This window comes from Streptomyces sp. DF42, assembly GCF_058267695.1.
This window is the reverse complement of the sequence record NZ_CM177859.1, coordinates 6,868,289-6,883,991: the sequence shown is the minus strand read 5'-3', so window position 1 is coordinate 6,883,991 and position 15,703 is coordinate 6,868,289. Positions and strand designations below refer to the sequence as shown.

10 protein-coding genes are annotated in these 15,703 nt (G+C 70.5%); 2 read left to right on the top strand and 8 right to left on the bottom strand.

Annotated elements, in window-relative coordinates; genetic code table 11:
* Positions 1-69 precede the first annotated feature (69 nt).
* From ACYUED_RS31685 to nsdA, 4 genes are all read right to left on the bottom strand, one after another.
* Positions 70-2,520 carry a [protein-PII] uridylyltransferase gene (locus ACYUED_RS31685; RefSeq protein WP_491287617.1) on the bottom strand — a complete coding sequence of 817 codons (2,451 nt, stop codon included), beginning with the start codon at positions 2,518-2,520 and terminating at the stop codon, positions 70-72.
* Between the two features lie 25 nt (positions 2,521-2,545).
* On the bottom strand, positions 2,546-2,884 hold the full coding sequence (locus tag ACYUED_RS31680) for a P-II family nitrogen regulator (protein WP_266685076.1): 339 nt from the start codon (positions 2,882-2,884) through the stop codon (positions 2,546-2,548).
* Positions 2,881-4,221, bottom strand: a complete 1,341-nt coding sequence (locus ACYUED_RS31675) for an ammonium transporter (protein ID WP_491287615.1) — start codon at positions 4,219-4,221, stop codon at positions 2,881-2,883. Before ACYUED_RS31675 ends, ACYUED_RS31680 begins: the two co-directional genes overlap by 4 nt.
* A 327-nt stretch (positions 4,222-4,548) precedes the next feature.
* Complete coding sequence (nsdA, locus tag ACYUED_RS31670; protein WP_491287613.1) at positions 4,549-6,033, bottom strand: transcriptional repressor NsdA; 1,485 nt, start codon at positions 6,031-6,033, stop codon at positions 4,549-4,551.
* A gap of 447 nt (positions 6,034-6,480) precedes the next feature.
* Between nsdA and ACYUED_RS31665 the strand changes: the two genes are divergently transcribed.
* Entirely contained in the window at positions 6,481-7,137 is a 657-nt protein-coding gene (locus ACYUED_RS31665) for a bifunctional DNA primase/polymerase (protein ID WP_491287609.1), read from the top strand.
* Between the two features lie 91 nt (positions 7,138-7,228).
* Here ACYUED_RS31665 and ftsY read toward each other — a convergent pair whose 3' ends face one another.
* Positions 7,229-8,440, bottom strand: a complete 1,212-nt coding sequence (ftsY, locus tag ACYUED_RS31660) for a signal recognition particle-docking protein FtsY (protein WP_491287606.1) — start codon at positions 8,438-8,440, stop codon at positions 7,229-7,231.
* A gap of 319 nt (positions 8,441-8,759) precedes the next feature.
* Between ftsY and ACYUED_RS31655 the strand changes: the two genes are divergently transcribed.
* Positions 8,760-9,731 carry an LLM class flavin-dependent oxidoreductase gene (locus tag ACYUED_RS31655; RefSeq protein ID WP_491287604.1) on the top strand — a complete coding sequence of 324 codons (972 nt, stop codon included), beginning with the start codon at positions 8,760-8,762 and terminating at the stop codon, positions 9,729-9,731.
* Positions 9,732-9,805: 74 nt separating this feature from the next.
* Here the strand turns inward: ACYUED_RS31655 and ACYUED_RS31650 are convergent, their stop codons facing one another.
* The 3 genes from ACYUED_RS31650 to ACYUED_RS31640 form a co-directional block, all read right to left on the bottom strand.
* On the bottom strand, positions 9,806-11,224 hold the full coding sequence (locus tag ACYUED_RS31650) for a sugar porter family MFS transporter (RefSeq protein WP_491287602.1): 1,419 nt from the start codon (positions 11,222-11,224) through the stop codon (positions 9,806-9,808).
* A gap of 189 nt (positions 11,225-11,413) precedes the next feature.
* Positions 11,414-15,037 carry a chromosome segregation protein SMC gene (gene smc / locus ACYUED_RS31645; protein ID WP_491287600.1) on the bottom strand — a complete coding sequence of 1,208 codons (3,624 nt, stop codon included), beginning with the start codon at positions 15,035-15,037 and terminating at the stop codon, positions 11,414-11,416.
* Positions 15,038-15,261: 224 nt separating this feature from the next.
* Positions 15,262-15,471: a hypothetical protein gene (locus tag ACYUED_RS31640; protein WP_266522119.1), complete on the bottom strand. Its 210-nt coding sequence runs from the start codon at positions 15,469-15,471 to the stop codon at positions 15,262-15,264.
* Positions 15,472-15,703: the final 232 nt, after the last annotated feature.

Sequence of the window (15,703 nt, the reverse complement as noted above, 5' to 3'; positions counted from 1 at the left end):
GGCAGTGTGAGCGTCTTCCAGGGTATCGGGCCGCGCAAGACAATCGTCCCCGGCCGTTCCCACAACCGGTCAGCCCCGCAATGTCTCCTCCAGCTTCCGCGCCAGCGACGCCGCCTCCTCACCCGGCAGCGGCGCGCCCTCGGGCCCGGTCACGTAGAAGGCGTCCACGGCGTTCGCGCCCAGCGTGGAGACGTGTGCGCTGCGCACCCGTACGTTCGCGTCCTCCAGCGCCCGCCCGATCCGGAACAGCAGACCAGGGGCGTCCTGGGAGCGCACCTCGATCACGGTGGCCAGCCGCGACGCGGCCGAGGCGGCGACGGCCACCCGGGGCGGCGGCGCCACGACACCCCGGCGGCGTGGATACGCGGCGTCGCGCTCGGCGAGACGGCCGGCGATGTCCAGGGAGCCGTCCAGCGCCCGTACGAGATCCGCGCGCAGGCGGGCGGCCTGCGGCAGCGAGCCGTACTCGGCGGCGACTCGCCAGTCCAGCAGCAGGACCGCGCCCTCGACGCCGTCCGGCAGGTCCAGGGCGCGCAGTTCCGCGGTCCGCACGGTCAGCCGGTGCATGGCCAAGACGCCGGCCACGGCGGGCAGCACGCCCGGCTGGTCCGGTACGGCGATGAGCAGCTCGACGCCGAGCGGCTCCGGGTCGCCGGACGGCTGTTCCCCGGCCGGCGGCTCGGTCTGCGCGCGCAGGGACAGCACCGGGCTGCCCGTGGCGATCGCCTCGATCGCGAGCCGCTCCTGCTCGGCGGTGGGCGCCGCGGCCTCGGGCTCGTCGAGGACGTCCCCGGCGAGGACGGCCGCGACCCGCTTCACCAGGTCGGCGACCAGGGAGCCCCGCCAGGACGACCAGGCCGCCGGACCGGTGGCCAGGGCGTCCGCCTCGGTCAGCGCGTGCAGCAGCTCCAGGGTGGACTGCGAGCCGACCGCCTCGGCGACCGCACGGACCGTGGCCGGATCCTCCAAATCGCGGCGGGTGGCCGTGTCGACGAGCAGCAGATGGTGGCGTACGAGGGTGGAGAGGACGCCCACCTCGTCGCGGTCGAAGCCGATACGGGCGGCCACGTCCTTGGCGATGATCTCGCCGGCCACCGAGTGGTCGCCGGGCCAGCCCTTGCCGATGTCGTGCAGGAGCGCGGCGACCAGGAGCAGGTCGGGGCGGTGGACGCGGCGGGTGAACTCGGAGGCGCGTACGGCCGTCTCGATCAGGTGCCGGTCGACGGTCCAGATGTGGACGGCGTTGCGCTGCGGGCGGCAGCGCACCCGCTCCCAGTCCGGGAGCAGCCGGGTGATCAGGCCCTCCGCCTCCAGCGCCTCCCAGACGTCGACCGTCGGGCGGCCCGAACCGAGCAGGGTCACGAGCTGTTCGCGGGCCTCGGCGGGCCAGGGCGTGGGCAGGGGGCGTGCGACGGCTGCCAGGCGCCGTACGGCGTGCAGGGAGAGCGGGAGGCCGGCCTGGGCGGCGGCGGCCGCGGCGCGCAGCGGCAGCACGGGGTCGCGCTCGGGGCGGGCGGCACGGGCGAGCACCACCTCGCCGTCCTGCTCGACCACGCCCTCGGCCAGCGGGGAGCGGTCGGGGACCGGCTTACCGCCGCCGAGCATGGCGCGCAGCCGCGGCCGTACGGCTCGCGACCTGAGCACGCGCCCGACTTCGCGCCAGGTGACGTCACTGGCGTACGAGATGACCCGCGCCGACTCGTACACCTGCCGCAGCAGGGTGTCGGCGTCGAGCAGGCCGAGTTCGGCGGCGACCTGGTCCTGCTCCTGGAGCGCGAGCCTGTCGGTCGCCCGCCCTGTCGTCAGGTGCAGGGCGTCGCGGACGTCGAGCAGCCGGCGCCTGGCGTCGTCGAGACCCTCGCGCGGGGCGTCGGCCAGCCAGGAGGCGGCGACGGCGCGCAGGGCGGTGGCGTCCCGCAGACCGCCGCGGGCCTCCTTCAGGTCCGGCTCCAGCAGGTACTGCAGCTCGCCCTGGCGCTCGGCGCGCTCGGTGCACAGCTCCTGGAGTTCGGGGAGACGTTTCGGCGCCTGGTTGCGCCAGTCGGCGAGGACGGCCGTACGGAGTCCGGCCGTCAGGCCCAGGTCACCGGCGATGTGGCGGGCGTCCAGGAGGCCGAGCTGGACCTTCAGGTCCTCCCCGGCGGTCTTGCGGGCCTCCGCCGGGGTGCGCACGGAGTGGTCGAGGGCGAGGCCGAGGTCCCACACGGGGTACCAGATGCGGTCGGCCAGGGCGGCGACGGCCTGGGGGTCGCCGCCGTCGTGGAGCAGGAGCAGGTCCAGGTCGCTGCGCGGGGAGAGCTCACCGCGGCCGTAGCCGCCGACGGCGATCAGCGAGACCCCGCTCAGGCCCTCGGCTCCGGCGCCGAAGAGCCCCGACAGCCAGTCGTCCGTCAGTTCCGACAGGGCCTTACGGCGCGGCGGCCCGGACTGCGCCCCCTCGGTGAGGAGACGCAGCCGGGCCGCCGCATAGCCGCTGGGTCCGGAGTCTTCCGCTTCCTTGTGCACGTCCGTGCTCGACACCCAGCAGCTCCTTGTTCTTCTTCTGTCAGAGCGCGTCGGGACCGCGCTCGCCGGTGCGGACCCGAACGGCCGTCTCCACCGGGAGGGACCAGACCTTGCCGTCACCGATCTTGCCGGTACGGGCCGCCTTGACGATGACGTCGATCAGCTGCTCGGCGTCGTCGTCCTCGGCCAGCACCTCGATACGGATCTTGGGGACCAGGTCGACGGTGTACTCGGCACCGCGGTAGACCTCGGTGTGGCCCCGCTGACGACCGTAGCCGCTCGCCTCGGTGACCGTCAGACCGTGTACCCCGAAGGCCTGGAGGGCTTCCTTGATCTCGTCGAGCCGGTGCGGCTTGACGACCGCGGTGATGAGCCTCATGCGTCCACCTTCTTGCTGCTCGAACCGGAAAGGGCCGCGGAGACCGTTCCGGCGATTCCGCCACCGGCACCGCTGAAGTCGTATGCGGTCTCGGCGTGCTCGGCCTGGTCGATTCCGGCGACCTCCTCGTCCTCGCTGACCCGCATACCGATGGTCTTGTCGAGGAGGAAGGCGAGGACCGCGGAGGCGATCAGGGAGTAGGCGAGGACCGCGCCGACACCGGCGCACTGCTTCCACAGCTGGGTGAAGGAGTGGTCGCCGTAGAAGACGCCCGTCGCGGTGGACTGGCCCTTGCCGGTGGCGAAGAAGCCGATGAGCAGGGAGCCGATGATGCCGCCGACCATGTGGACGCCGACCACGTCGAGGGAGTCGTCGTAGCCGAACTTGAACTTCAGTCCGACGGCCGCGGCGCAGGCGACACCGGCGATGGCGCCGACGGCGATCGCACCGAGCGGGGAGACAGCGCCACCGGACGGGGTGATCGCGACCAGACCGGCCACCGCGCCGGAGGCTGCGCCCAGCGTGGTGAACGCGCCGTGGCGGATCTTCTCGTAGGCGAGCCAGGCGAGCATGGCGGCGGCGGTGGCGACCTGCGTGTTGACGAACATCAGCGCGCCGACGCCGTCGTCGTTGCCGAGCCACGAGCCGGCGTTGAAGCCGAACCAGCCGAACCACAGCAGACCGGCGCCGAGCATGACCAGCGGGAGGCTGTGCGGGCGCATCGGGTCCTTCTTGAAGCCGACGCGCTTGCCGATGACCAGGATCACACCGAGGGCGCCTGCACCGGCGTTGATGTGGACCGCGGTACCACCGGCGAAGTCGATCACGCCGAGCTTGAAGGCCCAGCCGTCGGCGCCCCACACCCAGTGGGCCACCGGGACGTAGACGATCGTGAGCCACAGGGCGACGAAGAGCGCCCAGGCCGAGAACTTGACGCGGTCCGCGAGGGCGCCGCTTATCAGGGCCGGCGTGATGATCGCGAACATCATCTGGAAGATCATGAAGACGAAGATCGGGATCGTGTAGCCGTCCCAGAGCTCCGTCAGCCCGATGTTGCTCAGTCCCAGCCAGTCCGAGTTGAAGCCGATGAGGCCGTTGCTCGTGCCGAAGGCAAGGGAGAAGCCGTAGAGCACCCACAGGATCGTGACGATCCCGATGCTGATGAAGCTCATCATCAGCATGTTCAGGGTGCTCTTGACCCGGACCATGCCGCCGTAGAAGAACGCGAGTCCGGGCGTCATGAGCAACACCAGGGCGGAACAGATAAGCATGAAGCCTGTGTTCGCGGATGACAACTTGGGTGCCTCCGCGGCAAGCGTGATGGCGGCTGATGCCATCGGCGTCTCCTCGTCGATTCGTGCGGCCCCGTGCGGGTATTTCGGAGCGTGAGCGGTCCGGGAAAGCGGGGGGTGGGCCGGTTATGCGCCATGAGATTGGCGCAGCGCCGTTTCGTTGGAAGCCCCTCGTTGTTTCGCCGCCGTGACGAAGGCACCGCGTGTGTTACGCCTCGATGAACTGCCGGATGCCGGCCGAGGCGATCGTTATCGTGGCGCAACCTTCTTCGAAGGTGGAGATCCGGCCGCGGGCGGCCTTCCGATGACCTGGCACGGGGGAGCCGAGTCGGGCAGTTCGGGAAGGTCGGCCCGCGGCCGGAGTCAAGGGATTCAGACCGCCTCGGCGGTCTCCGGGAGCTCCGCGGCGAGCTTCTCGGTGAGGTCCACGACTTCGGCCATATCCCCGAAGTCGCGTACGGCCGTGTCGACCGTCTTTCGGATACGAGTGTTCACGCGCTCGGAGCGGACCTTCTTGGCGATGTGCATGGCCTGCTCGGCCAGCACCGTGCTCCGCTCGGGCTCGCGCTGCAACAGGTGCACCGTGGCCATGCCGATCAGGTTCAGTGCGTACGAACGCTGGTGCTCGCCGTCCTGGGAGAACAGGTCGACGGCCCGCTGCATCACCGGCTCGGCCAGGGAGGCGTAGGTGGGGCTGCGGCCCGCGACATAGGCGAGGTCGCGGAAGGAGTGGGAGTTCTCGCCGTGCAGCTCGGCCTCGGAGAAGAAGCGGATCCAGTCGGGGTCCGGGTCATCCCACTCGTCCACGTCGGCGAAGGTGTCCTCGGCCATCCGGACCGCGCGCTTGCACTTGCCGGGCTGCCCCATGTTGGCGTAGGCGCGGGCCTCCATCGCATACAGCATCGACTGGGTGCGGGGGCCGGCGCAGTCCCGGCTGCCGTACTGCGCGAGGTGGATCAGCTCCAGGGCGTCGTCGGGCCGACCGAGGTGGATCATCTGGCGGCTCATGCTGGAGAGGACGTACGAGCCGAGCGGCTTGTCGCCGGCCTCCTTGGCGGCGTGCAGGGCGAGGACGAAGTACTTCTGCGCGGTGGGCTGCAGCCCCACGTCGTACGACATCCAGCCCGCGAGCTCGGCCAGCTCGGCGGCGACCTTGAACAGCTTGCGGGTGGTGACCTCGGGCTGGGGCTCCTGGAGCAGGTCCGTCACCTCGTGCAGCTGGCCGACGACCGCCTTGCGGCGCAGACCGCCGCCGCACTGGGCGTCCCACTGGCGGAACATCACCGTCGTGGACTCCAGCAGGTCCAGCTCGGGTTTGGAGAGCCGGCCGACGCGGCGGGACGAGGCCGCCGGCTCGGGCTCCGGCTGCGGTGACTGGAGCGAGGGCACCAGCCAGCGCTGCATCGGCTCGATGAGGGACGGGCCCGCGGACAGGACCAGCGAGGTCCCGAGGAAGCCGCGCCGCGCCAGCATCAGGTCGCTGCGCGAGAACTCGCTGAGCAGCGCCACTGTCTGCGGGCCCGTCCAGGGCAGGTCCACGCCGGACACGGACGGTGACTGGCGTGCGGCGCGCAGGCCGAGGTCCTCGACGGAGACCACGCAGCCGAAGCGCTCGGAGAACAGCTCGGACAGGATCCTGGGGATGGGCTCGCGGGGATTCTCGCCGTCCAGCCAGCGGCGCACCCGGGAGGTGTCCGTGGAGATGTGGTTGGCCCCCAACTGGCGTGCCCTGCGGTTGACTTGGCGGGCGAGTTCACCCTTCGACCAGCCGCTGCGCACGAACCAGGAAGTGAGCAGCTCGTTGGGGCGCTTCTCCGTGCTGGTCGCGGTCGTCCCGCTTCCGCCGTTGCCGCTCACTGGAACGCCCCCATCCCTGAGACCACTTGTCGCTGAGTGCGCCAAGCCCTATCAGAATGCCGGTAAATACGGCCGCTCGTCCGCCGGTTGTCACCCTTCGAACGGGAAGCCGAGTTGCCTCCGGCATACCCACGAGTGCATGTGCCCCCAGGACTCGTGCACTCAAAGTAATCCTACGATCACTGGTCCAGCCATGGCGATCCCGGAAACGCCACCATTCGCCACCCCTTCGAATGAACTCACGGTGGCCTCCACACGATTCACTTGACATAGACCGATCGGGAGTAGGCGGAGCGAAGCGCTCAGGGGCGCGTGCCATCGAGTTCACCACCCGGGACACCGTGAGGGCCGCTCGGATCGCGCGGAGCCTGCACACCCGGAGGCACGCAGGGTCACGATCCGATTCCGCGCCGTAACCACCGACGCGTCGGACCCGTTGGAGGGGGCATGGGCTTCACGATCGGCGGCATCCGGGAGATCCGCTCCGGCTCGCGTCGGCGCGGCCGCTCCTCGGAGTGCACCGCCGTCGCCGAGTTCACGGGGCTCTGGGGCTGGGACGTGGTCCCGGGAGCGCGGGCCGCGGCGGGCGCCTGCTCCTGCGGCCGGGCGGACTGCAGCGCGCCGGGGGCACATCCCCTGGAGTTCGCGCCTCAGGTGTCTGCCGGTGCCACGCTCGACGAAGTGACCAAGACGTGGGGCGAGTTCCCCGGAGCGTCAATCATGCTCCCGGTCGGCCGGGCCTTCGACGTCATCGAGGTGGCCGAGCCCGCAGGCCGCCGCGCCCTGATCCGCCTGGAGCGCATGGGCCTCCCCCTCGGCCCGGTCGTCGCGACCCCGGGGGGCCGCGCCCAGTTCTTCGTCGCTCCCGGCGCCGCCGCCGAACTCCCCGAGCTGCTCTACCGCATGGGCTGGGACGATCCGACCTCCCTGGACCTCCGCGGCCTCGGCTCCGGCAGTTGCATCACGGCTCCACCGTCCGACCGCGGCGGCCTGGGACCGGCACGGTGGCTGCGTCCCCCCGCCCTCGATTCCGCCACGAAGCCACCGGCGGGCCGCCTGCTGCTGGGGACGCTGGCCTACGTGGCGCACCGGTCGCGGGCATAGTCCCTACGGCGTACACAGCGAAGCGCCCGACCCCAACTGCACCTTGGGGGCGGGCGCTTCTTCGACCACGTACCGATGTCGGCAGGTGGTGTCACTCTCCGATAAGGGCGTCAACGAACGCCTCCGGCTCGAACGGCGCCAGGTCGTCCGCGCCCTCGCCGAGACCCACCAGCTTGACCGGTACGCCCAGTTCGCGCTGGACCGCGACCACGATGCCGCCCTTCGCCGTGCCGTCCAGCTTGGTCAGCACGATGCCGGTGATGTCGACGACCTCGGCGAACACGCGGGCCTGCACCAGGCCGTTCTGCCCCGTCGTGGCGTCGAGGACGAGCAGGATCTCGTCCAGCGGGGCGTGCTTCTCGACGACCCGCTTGACCTTGCCGAGCTCGTCCATGAGCCCGGTCTTGGTGTGCAGGCGCCCGGCGGTGTCGATGAGGACGACGTCGGAGCCCATCTCCTTGCCCTCCTTCACCGCGTCGAAGGCGACGGAGGCGGGGTCTCCGCCCTCCGGTCCGCGCACGGTGTGGGCGCCGACCCGCTCGCCCCAGGTCTGGAGCTGGTCCGCGGCGGCGGCACGAAAAGTGTCGGCCGCGCCGAGGACGACGGTGCGGCCGTCGGCCACCAGGACCCGGGCGAGCTTGCCGGTGGTGGTGGTCTTGCCGGTGCCGTTGACGCCGACGACCATCACGATGCCGGGCTTGCTGTTCTCGGGCTCGGTCTTCACGGTGCGGTCGAATTCGGTGCCGACCAGCTTGAGCAGTTCCTCGCGCAGCAGGGTGCGCAGCTCGGCGGGGGTGCGGGTGCCGAGGACCTTCACCCGCTCGCGCAGGCCCTCGACGAGTTCCTGGGTGGGGGCCACGCCGACGTCGGCGGTGAGCAGTGTCTCCTCGATCTCCTCCCAGGTGTCGTCGTCGAGGTGCTCGCGCGACAGGAGCGTGAGCAGCCCCTTGCCGAGCGCGTTCTGGGAGCGGGAGAGACGGGCGCGAAGGCGGACGAGACGTCCGGCCGTCGGCTCGGGGATCTCGATCTCGGGAACCCGGAGATCCGGGTGGACGGGCGGTTCCTCGACGGTGACCGGGGTCGAGCCGTCCGGAAGATCCACCTCCTCTATCGTCCGGCGGGGTTCGTCGCGGGGCGTCTCGGCCTCGTCGCCGACGTGCGGCTCGGCCGGAGGGGCGGTGATGTCGGGTGCGGACGGGGGCGGCGGGGGCAGCGGCTTCTTGCGCCGGCTGCCGACCACGAGCCCGCCGAGCACACCGAGCACGACCACGGCGATGACTACAGCAAGGATGACGGTTTCCATAACGCGTCCAGTATCGGCCATGGGTCTCGGCAGCACCCAGCCTCAGGTGTGCACCGAGGTCGTGTCCGCCCCGTCACACCGAGCACACGGCCCGCAACGGCACCCACCGCCGCCGTCACGGCAGCAGTGGCGGGCGAGCCACCGCAGTCCTCCGGTCGGGCCGGAGAGCGACACGCCCGTGTGCGGTCCCGCCTGCGGATCGGTGGGTGCGGGCTCCGCGTGGCATACAGGCCATGGCCCGCTCGCGCCGCCGCCATGGCGATCTGACGCTCCGTCAGCTACCGTCCCCCGCACCAGCCGCCCGGCGAAAAGGACCCCCATGCCCGTCACGGTCGTACGTTTCAACCTCGTCGAACCCGGTGCCACCCCCGCCATGCTCGGCGCCCGCTACAGGGCCGCCCTGGAGATGGCCGCGTACGCCGACGACCAGGGGATCACCACCGTCCAGACGGAGGAGCACCACGGCGTCCAGAACAACTGGCTGCCGTCGCCGTTCGTCTTCGCGGGCGCGGTGTTCGGGGCGACCCGGCGGATCGCGGTCACCGTCTCGGCGGTCATCGGCCCGCTGCACGACCCGCTGCGACTGGCCGAGGACATCGCCGTACTGGATCTGCTGAGCGGCGGCCGGCTGGTGACCGTCGCCGGGATCGGTTACCGGCCCGAGGAGTACGCCCAGTTCGACGTCGACTGGAAGCGGCGTGGCAGGCTCCAGGACGAGCTGCTGGAAACAGTGCTCAAGGCCTGGACCGGCGAGGAGTTCGAGTACCGGGGCCGCACGGTACGGGTCACCCCGCGGCCCGGCTCCGACCCGCACCCCCTGCTCCTGGTCGGGGGCTCCTCGAAGGCCGCGGCCCGCCGGGCCGCCCGCCTGGGCCTGCCGTTCTTCCCCAGTGCGCATCTGCCGGAGCTGGAGGCGTACTACAAGGAGAAGCTGACGGAGTACGGCACCGAGGGCTGGACGATGATGCCCACCGCCGAGACTCCGCTGCTGCACATCGCCGAGGACCCGGACCGGGCGTGGGCCGAGCACGGCGGTCACTTCCTGCACGAGGCCCGGACCTACGCGTCCTGGCAGTCCGGGGACATACGGTCCGCCGTGAAGTCGGCGGCCACGACCGTGGACGAGCTGCGGGCCGAGGGCGTGTACCGGATCCTGACGCCGCAGGAGTGCGTGGCGCAGGGACTCGACAACCTGGTACTGCATCCGTTGGCGGATGGCATGCCGGTGGACGAGGGATGGCGCAGCCTGCGGTTGTTCTGCGAGGACGTGCTGCCCCGGCTCGGTGAGTGAGCCGGGGCAGCACGTCTTACGGATACGGGGAGAAGGGCGGCGGGGATGTGGCCCGTCTCCCCGAGCCAGGGGCCTCAGCCCATCTCCTCCAGCGCCTTGCCCTTCGTCTCCTTCACGAACTTCAGGACGAACGGGATGGAGAGCGCCGCGAAGACCGTGTAGATCACGTAGGTCACGGAGAGGTTCCAGTCGGCCAGCGACGGGAAGCTCGCGGTGATGGCCCAGTTGGCGATCCACTGCGCGGAGGCGGCCACGCCCAGGGCCGCGGCGCGGATCCTGTTCGGGAACATCTCGCCGAGCATGACCCAGACGACGACACCCCAGGACAGGGCGAAGAAGAGGACGAAGACGTGGGCCGCGATCAGTGCGGTCCAGCCCTGCGCGGCCGGCAGCTTGCCGTCGACCAGGTCGAAGGAGAACGCCCAGGCCTCCAGTGCGAGGCCGACGACCATGCCGATCGAGCCGATCAGGGCCAGCGGCTTACGGCCGACGCGGTCCACGAAGATCATGGCGATCACGGTGCCGAGGATGTTGATGATCGACGTCGTGAAGGAGTAGAAGAACGAGTCCGACGGGTCCACGCCGACCGACTGCCACAGCGTCGAGGAGTAGTAGAACGCGACGTTGATGCCGACGAACTGCTGGAAGACCGACAGGCCGATGCCGACCCAGACGATGGGCTTGAAGAAGAAGCCGCCGCCGAGCAGGTCCTTGAAGGTGGACCTGTGCTCGCTGTTCATGGCGTGCTCGATCTCGTCGACGCGAGCGTCCAGGTCGATGTGCTCGCCCTCGACCTCGGCGAGGATCTCGCGGGCACGTGCGCGCTTGCCGACGGAGATGAGGAAGCGGGGGGACTCGGGGATGGCGAAGGAGAGCAGGCCGTAGAGGACGGCCGGGACCACCATGACGCCGAGCATGACCTGCCAGGCCTCCAGGCCCATCAGCTTGCCGCGCTGGTCGCCGCCGGCGGCGTTGAGCAGACCCCAGTTGACCAGCTGCGAGATCGCGATGCCGATGACGATCGCGGCCTGCTGGAAGGAGCCGAGACGGCCGCGGTACGCCGGCGGGGCGACCTCGGCGATGTAGGCCGGGCCGATGACCGAGGCCATGCCGATGGCGAAGCCGCCGACGATGCGCCAGAGGGCGAGGTCCCACAGGGCGAAGGGCAGCGCCGAACCGACGGCGCTGACGGTGAACAGCACGGCCGAGATCTGCATGCACCGGATGCGGCCGATGCGGTCGGCTATCCGGCCGGCGGTCGCGGCACCGATGGCACAGCCGATCAGGGCGACGGCGATGACCTGGGCCAGGGCCGCGGAGCCGATGTCGTAACGGCCGCGGATCGCCTCGACGGCGCCGTTGATCACGGAACTGTCGTAGCCGAAGAGGAAGCCACCCATCGCGGCCGCCGCCGCGATGAAGATGACATGCCCGAGATGCTCGGGATGAGCCTTCCCGGCTCCTGACTTCGGTTCCTGTGCAGTGCTGGTCACGTTCGAACTCCTCGGGCCACCGGCGTCGCTGCCGGGTGGGGGACCCTTCCAGGCAGGTGGTACCTGAAGGTAAAAGCAACGTTGCCGAGACTATGCCTTCAAGTTTCGAAGTCAAGGGGGTCTGTGCTGACTTTTCGGCGCACAAGTGCCGGGAATGTGTTCAAGTCTTGAAGGAAGAGGGAGGGAGGTCTAGCGAAGTCGTTGGCTGATGACCTTCGACACTCCGTCACCCTGCATGGAGACGCCGTACAGGGCGTCGGCGACCTCCATCGTCCGCTTCTGGTGCGTGATGACGATGAGCTGTGACGCTTCCTGCAGTTCCTGCATGATCCGGATCAACCGCTGCAGGTTGGTGTCGTCGAGCGCGGCCTCGACCTCGTCCATCACGTAGAACGGGCTCGGGCGGGCCTTGAAGATCGACACCAGCAGAGCCACGGCCGTGAGGGAGCGCTCACCACCCGAGAGCAGGGACAGCCGCTTGACCTTCTTGCCCGGCGGCCGTGCCTCGACGTCGACGCCCGTGGTGAGCATGTTGTCGGGATCCGTCAGGATGAGACGCCCGTCGCCACCGGGGAACAGCCGGCTGAAGACTCCCTCGAACTCCCGGGCCGTGTCCCGGTAGGCCTCGGTGAAGACCTGCTCGACGCGCTCGTCGACCTCCTTGACGACCTGAAGCAGATCGAGGCGGGTCTTCTTCAGGTCCTCGAGCTGCTCGCTGAGGAACTTGTGGCGTTCCTCCAGCGCGGCGAACTCCTCCAGGGCGAGCGGGTTGACCTTGCCGAGCTGCTGATAGGCGCGCTCGGCGGCCTTGAGCCGCTTCTCCTGCTCGGCCCGGTGGAACTGCCTGGGCAGGTTGCGCGGGTGCTCGGGGTCCTCGGGCAGCTCCTCGCCCTCGGCGGGCGGGGACGGCGGCACGAGCTGGTGGGGGCCGTACTCGGACACCAGCCCGGACGGCTCCACGCCCAGCTCCTCCAGCGCCTTGGTCTCCAGCTGCTCGATCCGCATGCGCTTCTCGGCGCCGAGCACCTCGCCGCGGTGGACGGAGTCGGTCAGCTTGTCGAGTTCGCCCTTGAGGTCGCGGCCCTCGCTCCGGGCGGCGGCCAGCTCCTGCTCGCGCCGGGCCTTGGCCACGTCGGCCGCCGTGCGCTCCTCTTCGGCGCGGGCCAGGGAGACCTCGACGTGCGCGAGCAGTTGCCGGGCGCCGGAGGCGACGGCTTCCGCCACGGACGCCTCGTGCCGCAGCCGCGCGCGGCGCTGCTCGGCACGCGCGCGTGCCTCGCGTTCCGCGCGGGCGGCCCGGTCGAGTGAATCGGCACGCCCGGTAAGGCCCTTGACCCGCTCCTCGTGCGTACGGACCTGGAGCCGCGCCTCCATCTCGGTCTGGCGTGCGTTGGCACCGTCGGCGGCGAGACGATCCCGTACGGATGTGTCGGGCTCCTCCTCGACCGGCATCTCCTCGGCGACGGCAAGCCGTTCGGCGAGTTCCTCGGCCTCCTCCAGGGCCCGGTCGAGTGCCTCCTGCGCCCGTGCGGCGGCGGCGAGGGAACGCTCCGCCTCGCCCGCCGCGCCCCGTGCCTGGCCGGCGAGCCGTCCGAGTTGCTGGGCGACGGTCGACTTCTCCCGGTCGGCGGCGCGCCGTCGCTCCCCCAGCTCCTCGACCGACGCCGCGCATTCCTTGCGTCGCTCCCCTGCCGCGTGCTGCGCCTCGGTCAGCTCCTCGCACCGCACGGCCAGCTCTTCCAGCTCGGCGGCGGCCTCGTCCACGGACGCCTGCACTTCCAGCAGGCTGGGCGCCCCGGCGGAACCGCCGTGCGCGAAGTGAGCGCCCAGCAGGTCGCCTTCGGCGGTTACGGCGGTGAGGTCGGGGCGGGAGTAGACGAGGTCCTCGGCGTCTTCGAGGGCGCCGACCACGACGATGCCGCGCAGGAGGCGGCGGACGGCCGGCATGAGGTCCGAGGGACCGCGGACGAAATCCGCCGCGTGAGGCTGTCGGACGTCTGCTGGTTCGGTGTGGCTTGTCGCGCCCCGCGGCGGAGCCGCGAAAGGATGCTGCCCCGCGGCCCTGAGGTCGGGCGCCGTACCGGTGTCTTCCGGTACTCCCGCCAGCAGCAGGGACGCACGGCCGGCGTCCTGCTTGCGCAGCAGGCGGATAGCGTCGGCCGCGGCGGACGGTGACGTGACCGCGAGCGCGTCTGCCGCTGCACCGAAGGCCGCCGCCAGTGGGACCTCGTAGCCCGGTGTCACCGTCAGCAGCTCGGCCGCCGGACCCAGCAGCCCGGTGAGACGATCCTTCGCCCCCAGCAGCGCGCCCGTTCCGTCCTTTCGGCGCAGGCCCAGGGACAGTGCCTCGTGCCGGGCCTTGGTCGCGGCCCGCTTGCGTTCCGCCGCGGTGGCCGCCTCTCGGGCCGCCGTCAGTGCGGTCTCGGCGTCGGACAGCCGCTGTTTCGCCGCCTCGTGCTGCTCACCGAGTTCCGCGTCGTCCGCGTCGAGGCCGTCGACCTCGGCCTTGAGGGCCTCGTACTCCTCCTGCGCGACGACGGCGCGCTCCTGGGCCTCGTCGCGGGCGGCGGCCAGCCGGTCGATCTCGGCCTGGGCGGAGGCGGCGCGCGAACGGGCCGCGTTGACCTGGCCGTTCAGCCGGGCGAGGCCCTCGCGGCGGTCGGCGATCGCGCGCGCGACGTCCTTCAGGCGCCGTTCCTCCTGGGTGAGTTCGCGCTCCAGCTCGGCCCGGTGCGCCACGGTGTCCTCAAGGGCCCGCTCGGCCGCCTCCAGTGCCGCTTCGAGCTCGGCCTCCTGCTCCCGGATGCGGGCGGCTTCGCGCTCCATGTCCTCGGGGTCGCGGCCCCGCCGCTCCTCCGGCGGCGCGGAGGTCGCGCTCTTCACGCGCGCGTCGGCCAGCGAGATCGTGCCGCGCACCCGCTCGGCGAGCTGCGAGAGCTCGTACCAGGTCTGCTGGGCGCGCTGCAGCCGCGGGGCGAGCTGCCGCACCTCGTCCTCCAGGAGCGCCTCGCGCTGCAGGGCCTTCTTCAGCTCCCGCTCGGCGTTCTCCTTGCGCTCCTTGAGCGCCGCCTCGTCCGCAACCTCGGCCTTCAACGCCTCCCGCAGCCGTACGAGATCGTCGGCCAGCAGCCTCAGGCGCGCATCCCGCAGATCCGCCTGGATCACGGCCGCCCGCCGGGCCACCGCCGCCTGCCGGCCCAGTGGCTTGAGCTGTCTGCGCAGTTCGTCCGTCAGGTCCTGCACGCGCGCGAGGTTGGCCTGCATCGCGTCGAGTTTCCTGAGCGCCTTCTCCTTGCGCTTGCGGTGCTTGAGAACGCCCGCGGCCTCTTCGATGAAGGCGCGGCGGCCCATGGGATCGGCGTGCAGGACGGAGTCGAGCTGGCCCTGGCCGACGATGACGTGCATCTCGCGGCCGATGCCGGAGTCGGACAGGAGGTCCTGGATGTCGAGCAGACGGCAGGTGTCACCGTTGATCTGGTACTCGCTGCCGCCGTTGCGGAACATGATCCGCGTGATGGTGACCTCGGCGTACTCGATGGGCAGGGCGCCGTCGGAGTTGTCGATGGTCAGCGAAACCTCGGCACGGCCAAGTGGCGGACGGCCGGTGGTGCCGGCGAAGATGACGTCCTCCATCTTGCCGCCGCGCAGCGACTTGGCACCCTGCTCGCCCATGACCCAGCTCAGGGCGTCCACGACGTTGGACTTGCCCGAGCCGTTCGGCCCCACGACACACGTGATGCCCGGTTCGAACCGGAGTGTGGTCGCCGAGGCGAACGACTTGAACCCACGGAGGGTCAGGGCCTTGAGGTGCACGCCGCTGGACTCTACCTTCCGCCGCTATCTCACTCCATGAACCCTTGCAACCCCGCGGTTTCACGCGTGAACATGAAGGGCACATCAGACGTTAAAGAGAGTGAAAGGATGCGCGGGGGAAAGAAAGAAGGGACGCCGAAGCGTCCCTTGCAAACTCTGAACTCTGACAACTTAGCGGTTGATACGGGCGACCCAACCACTGCTGTCGTGGTGCGATGCAGTGATCAGGTGAGCGCAGGCTCCGCCTGGTGTGCGTCGATGCTCATGCTCTCCATGATCCTGTCGTGAGAAGCGGCAGCCGCGAGCGCGTCGTTCTCGGCCTGGATTCGTCCGAGCTCGGATTCCAGGTCCTGGACGCGCTGCTGGAGCCGTCGCATCTCGGCGAGGAGTCGAGGGTCGGAGCCGCCGACGTAACCGAGAAGCGCCTTTGCCATGATGGATGGTCCTCCACACTGAGTGACCGACCGAAGCGGTGTGGGTCGTGAGGGAATCGCACCCGCGGTGCTTGACACTCTTGAGTTCTTGCTGCTGTTCATCCATGCCAAACAGCTAAGGTGCGCGGGGTGCTTTCAGCGTCTCACCAAAAAGTTTGACGGTCAACACGATCACGCCCCGTATTGGCGGGCAACCCGGGGGCGCGCGGCCTGAACCGGCGGCGCTGCGACT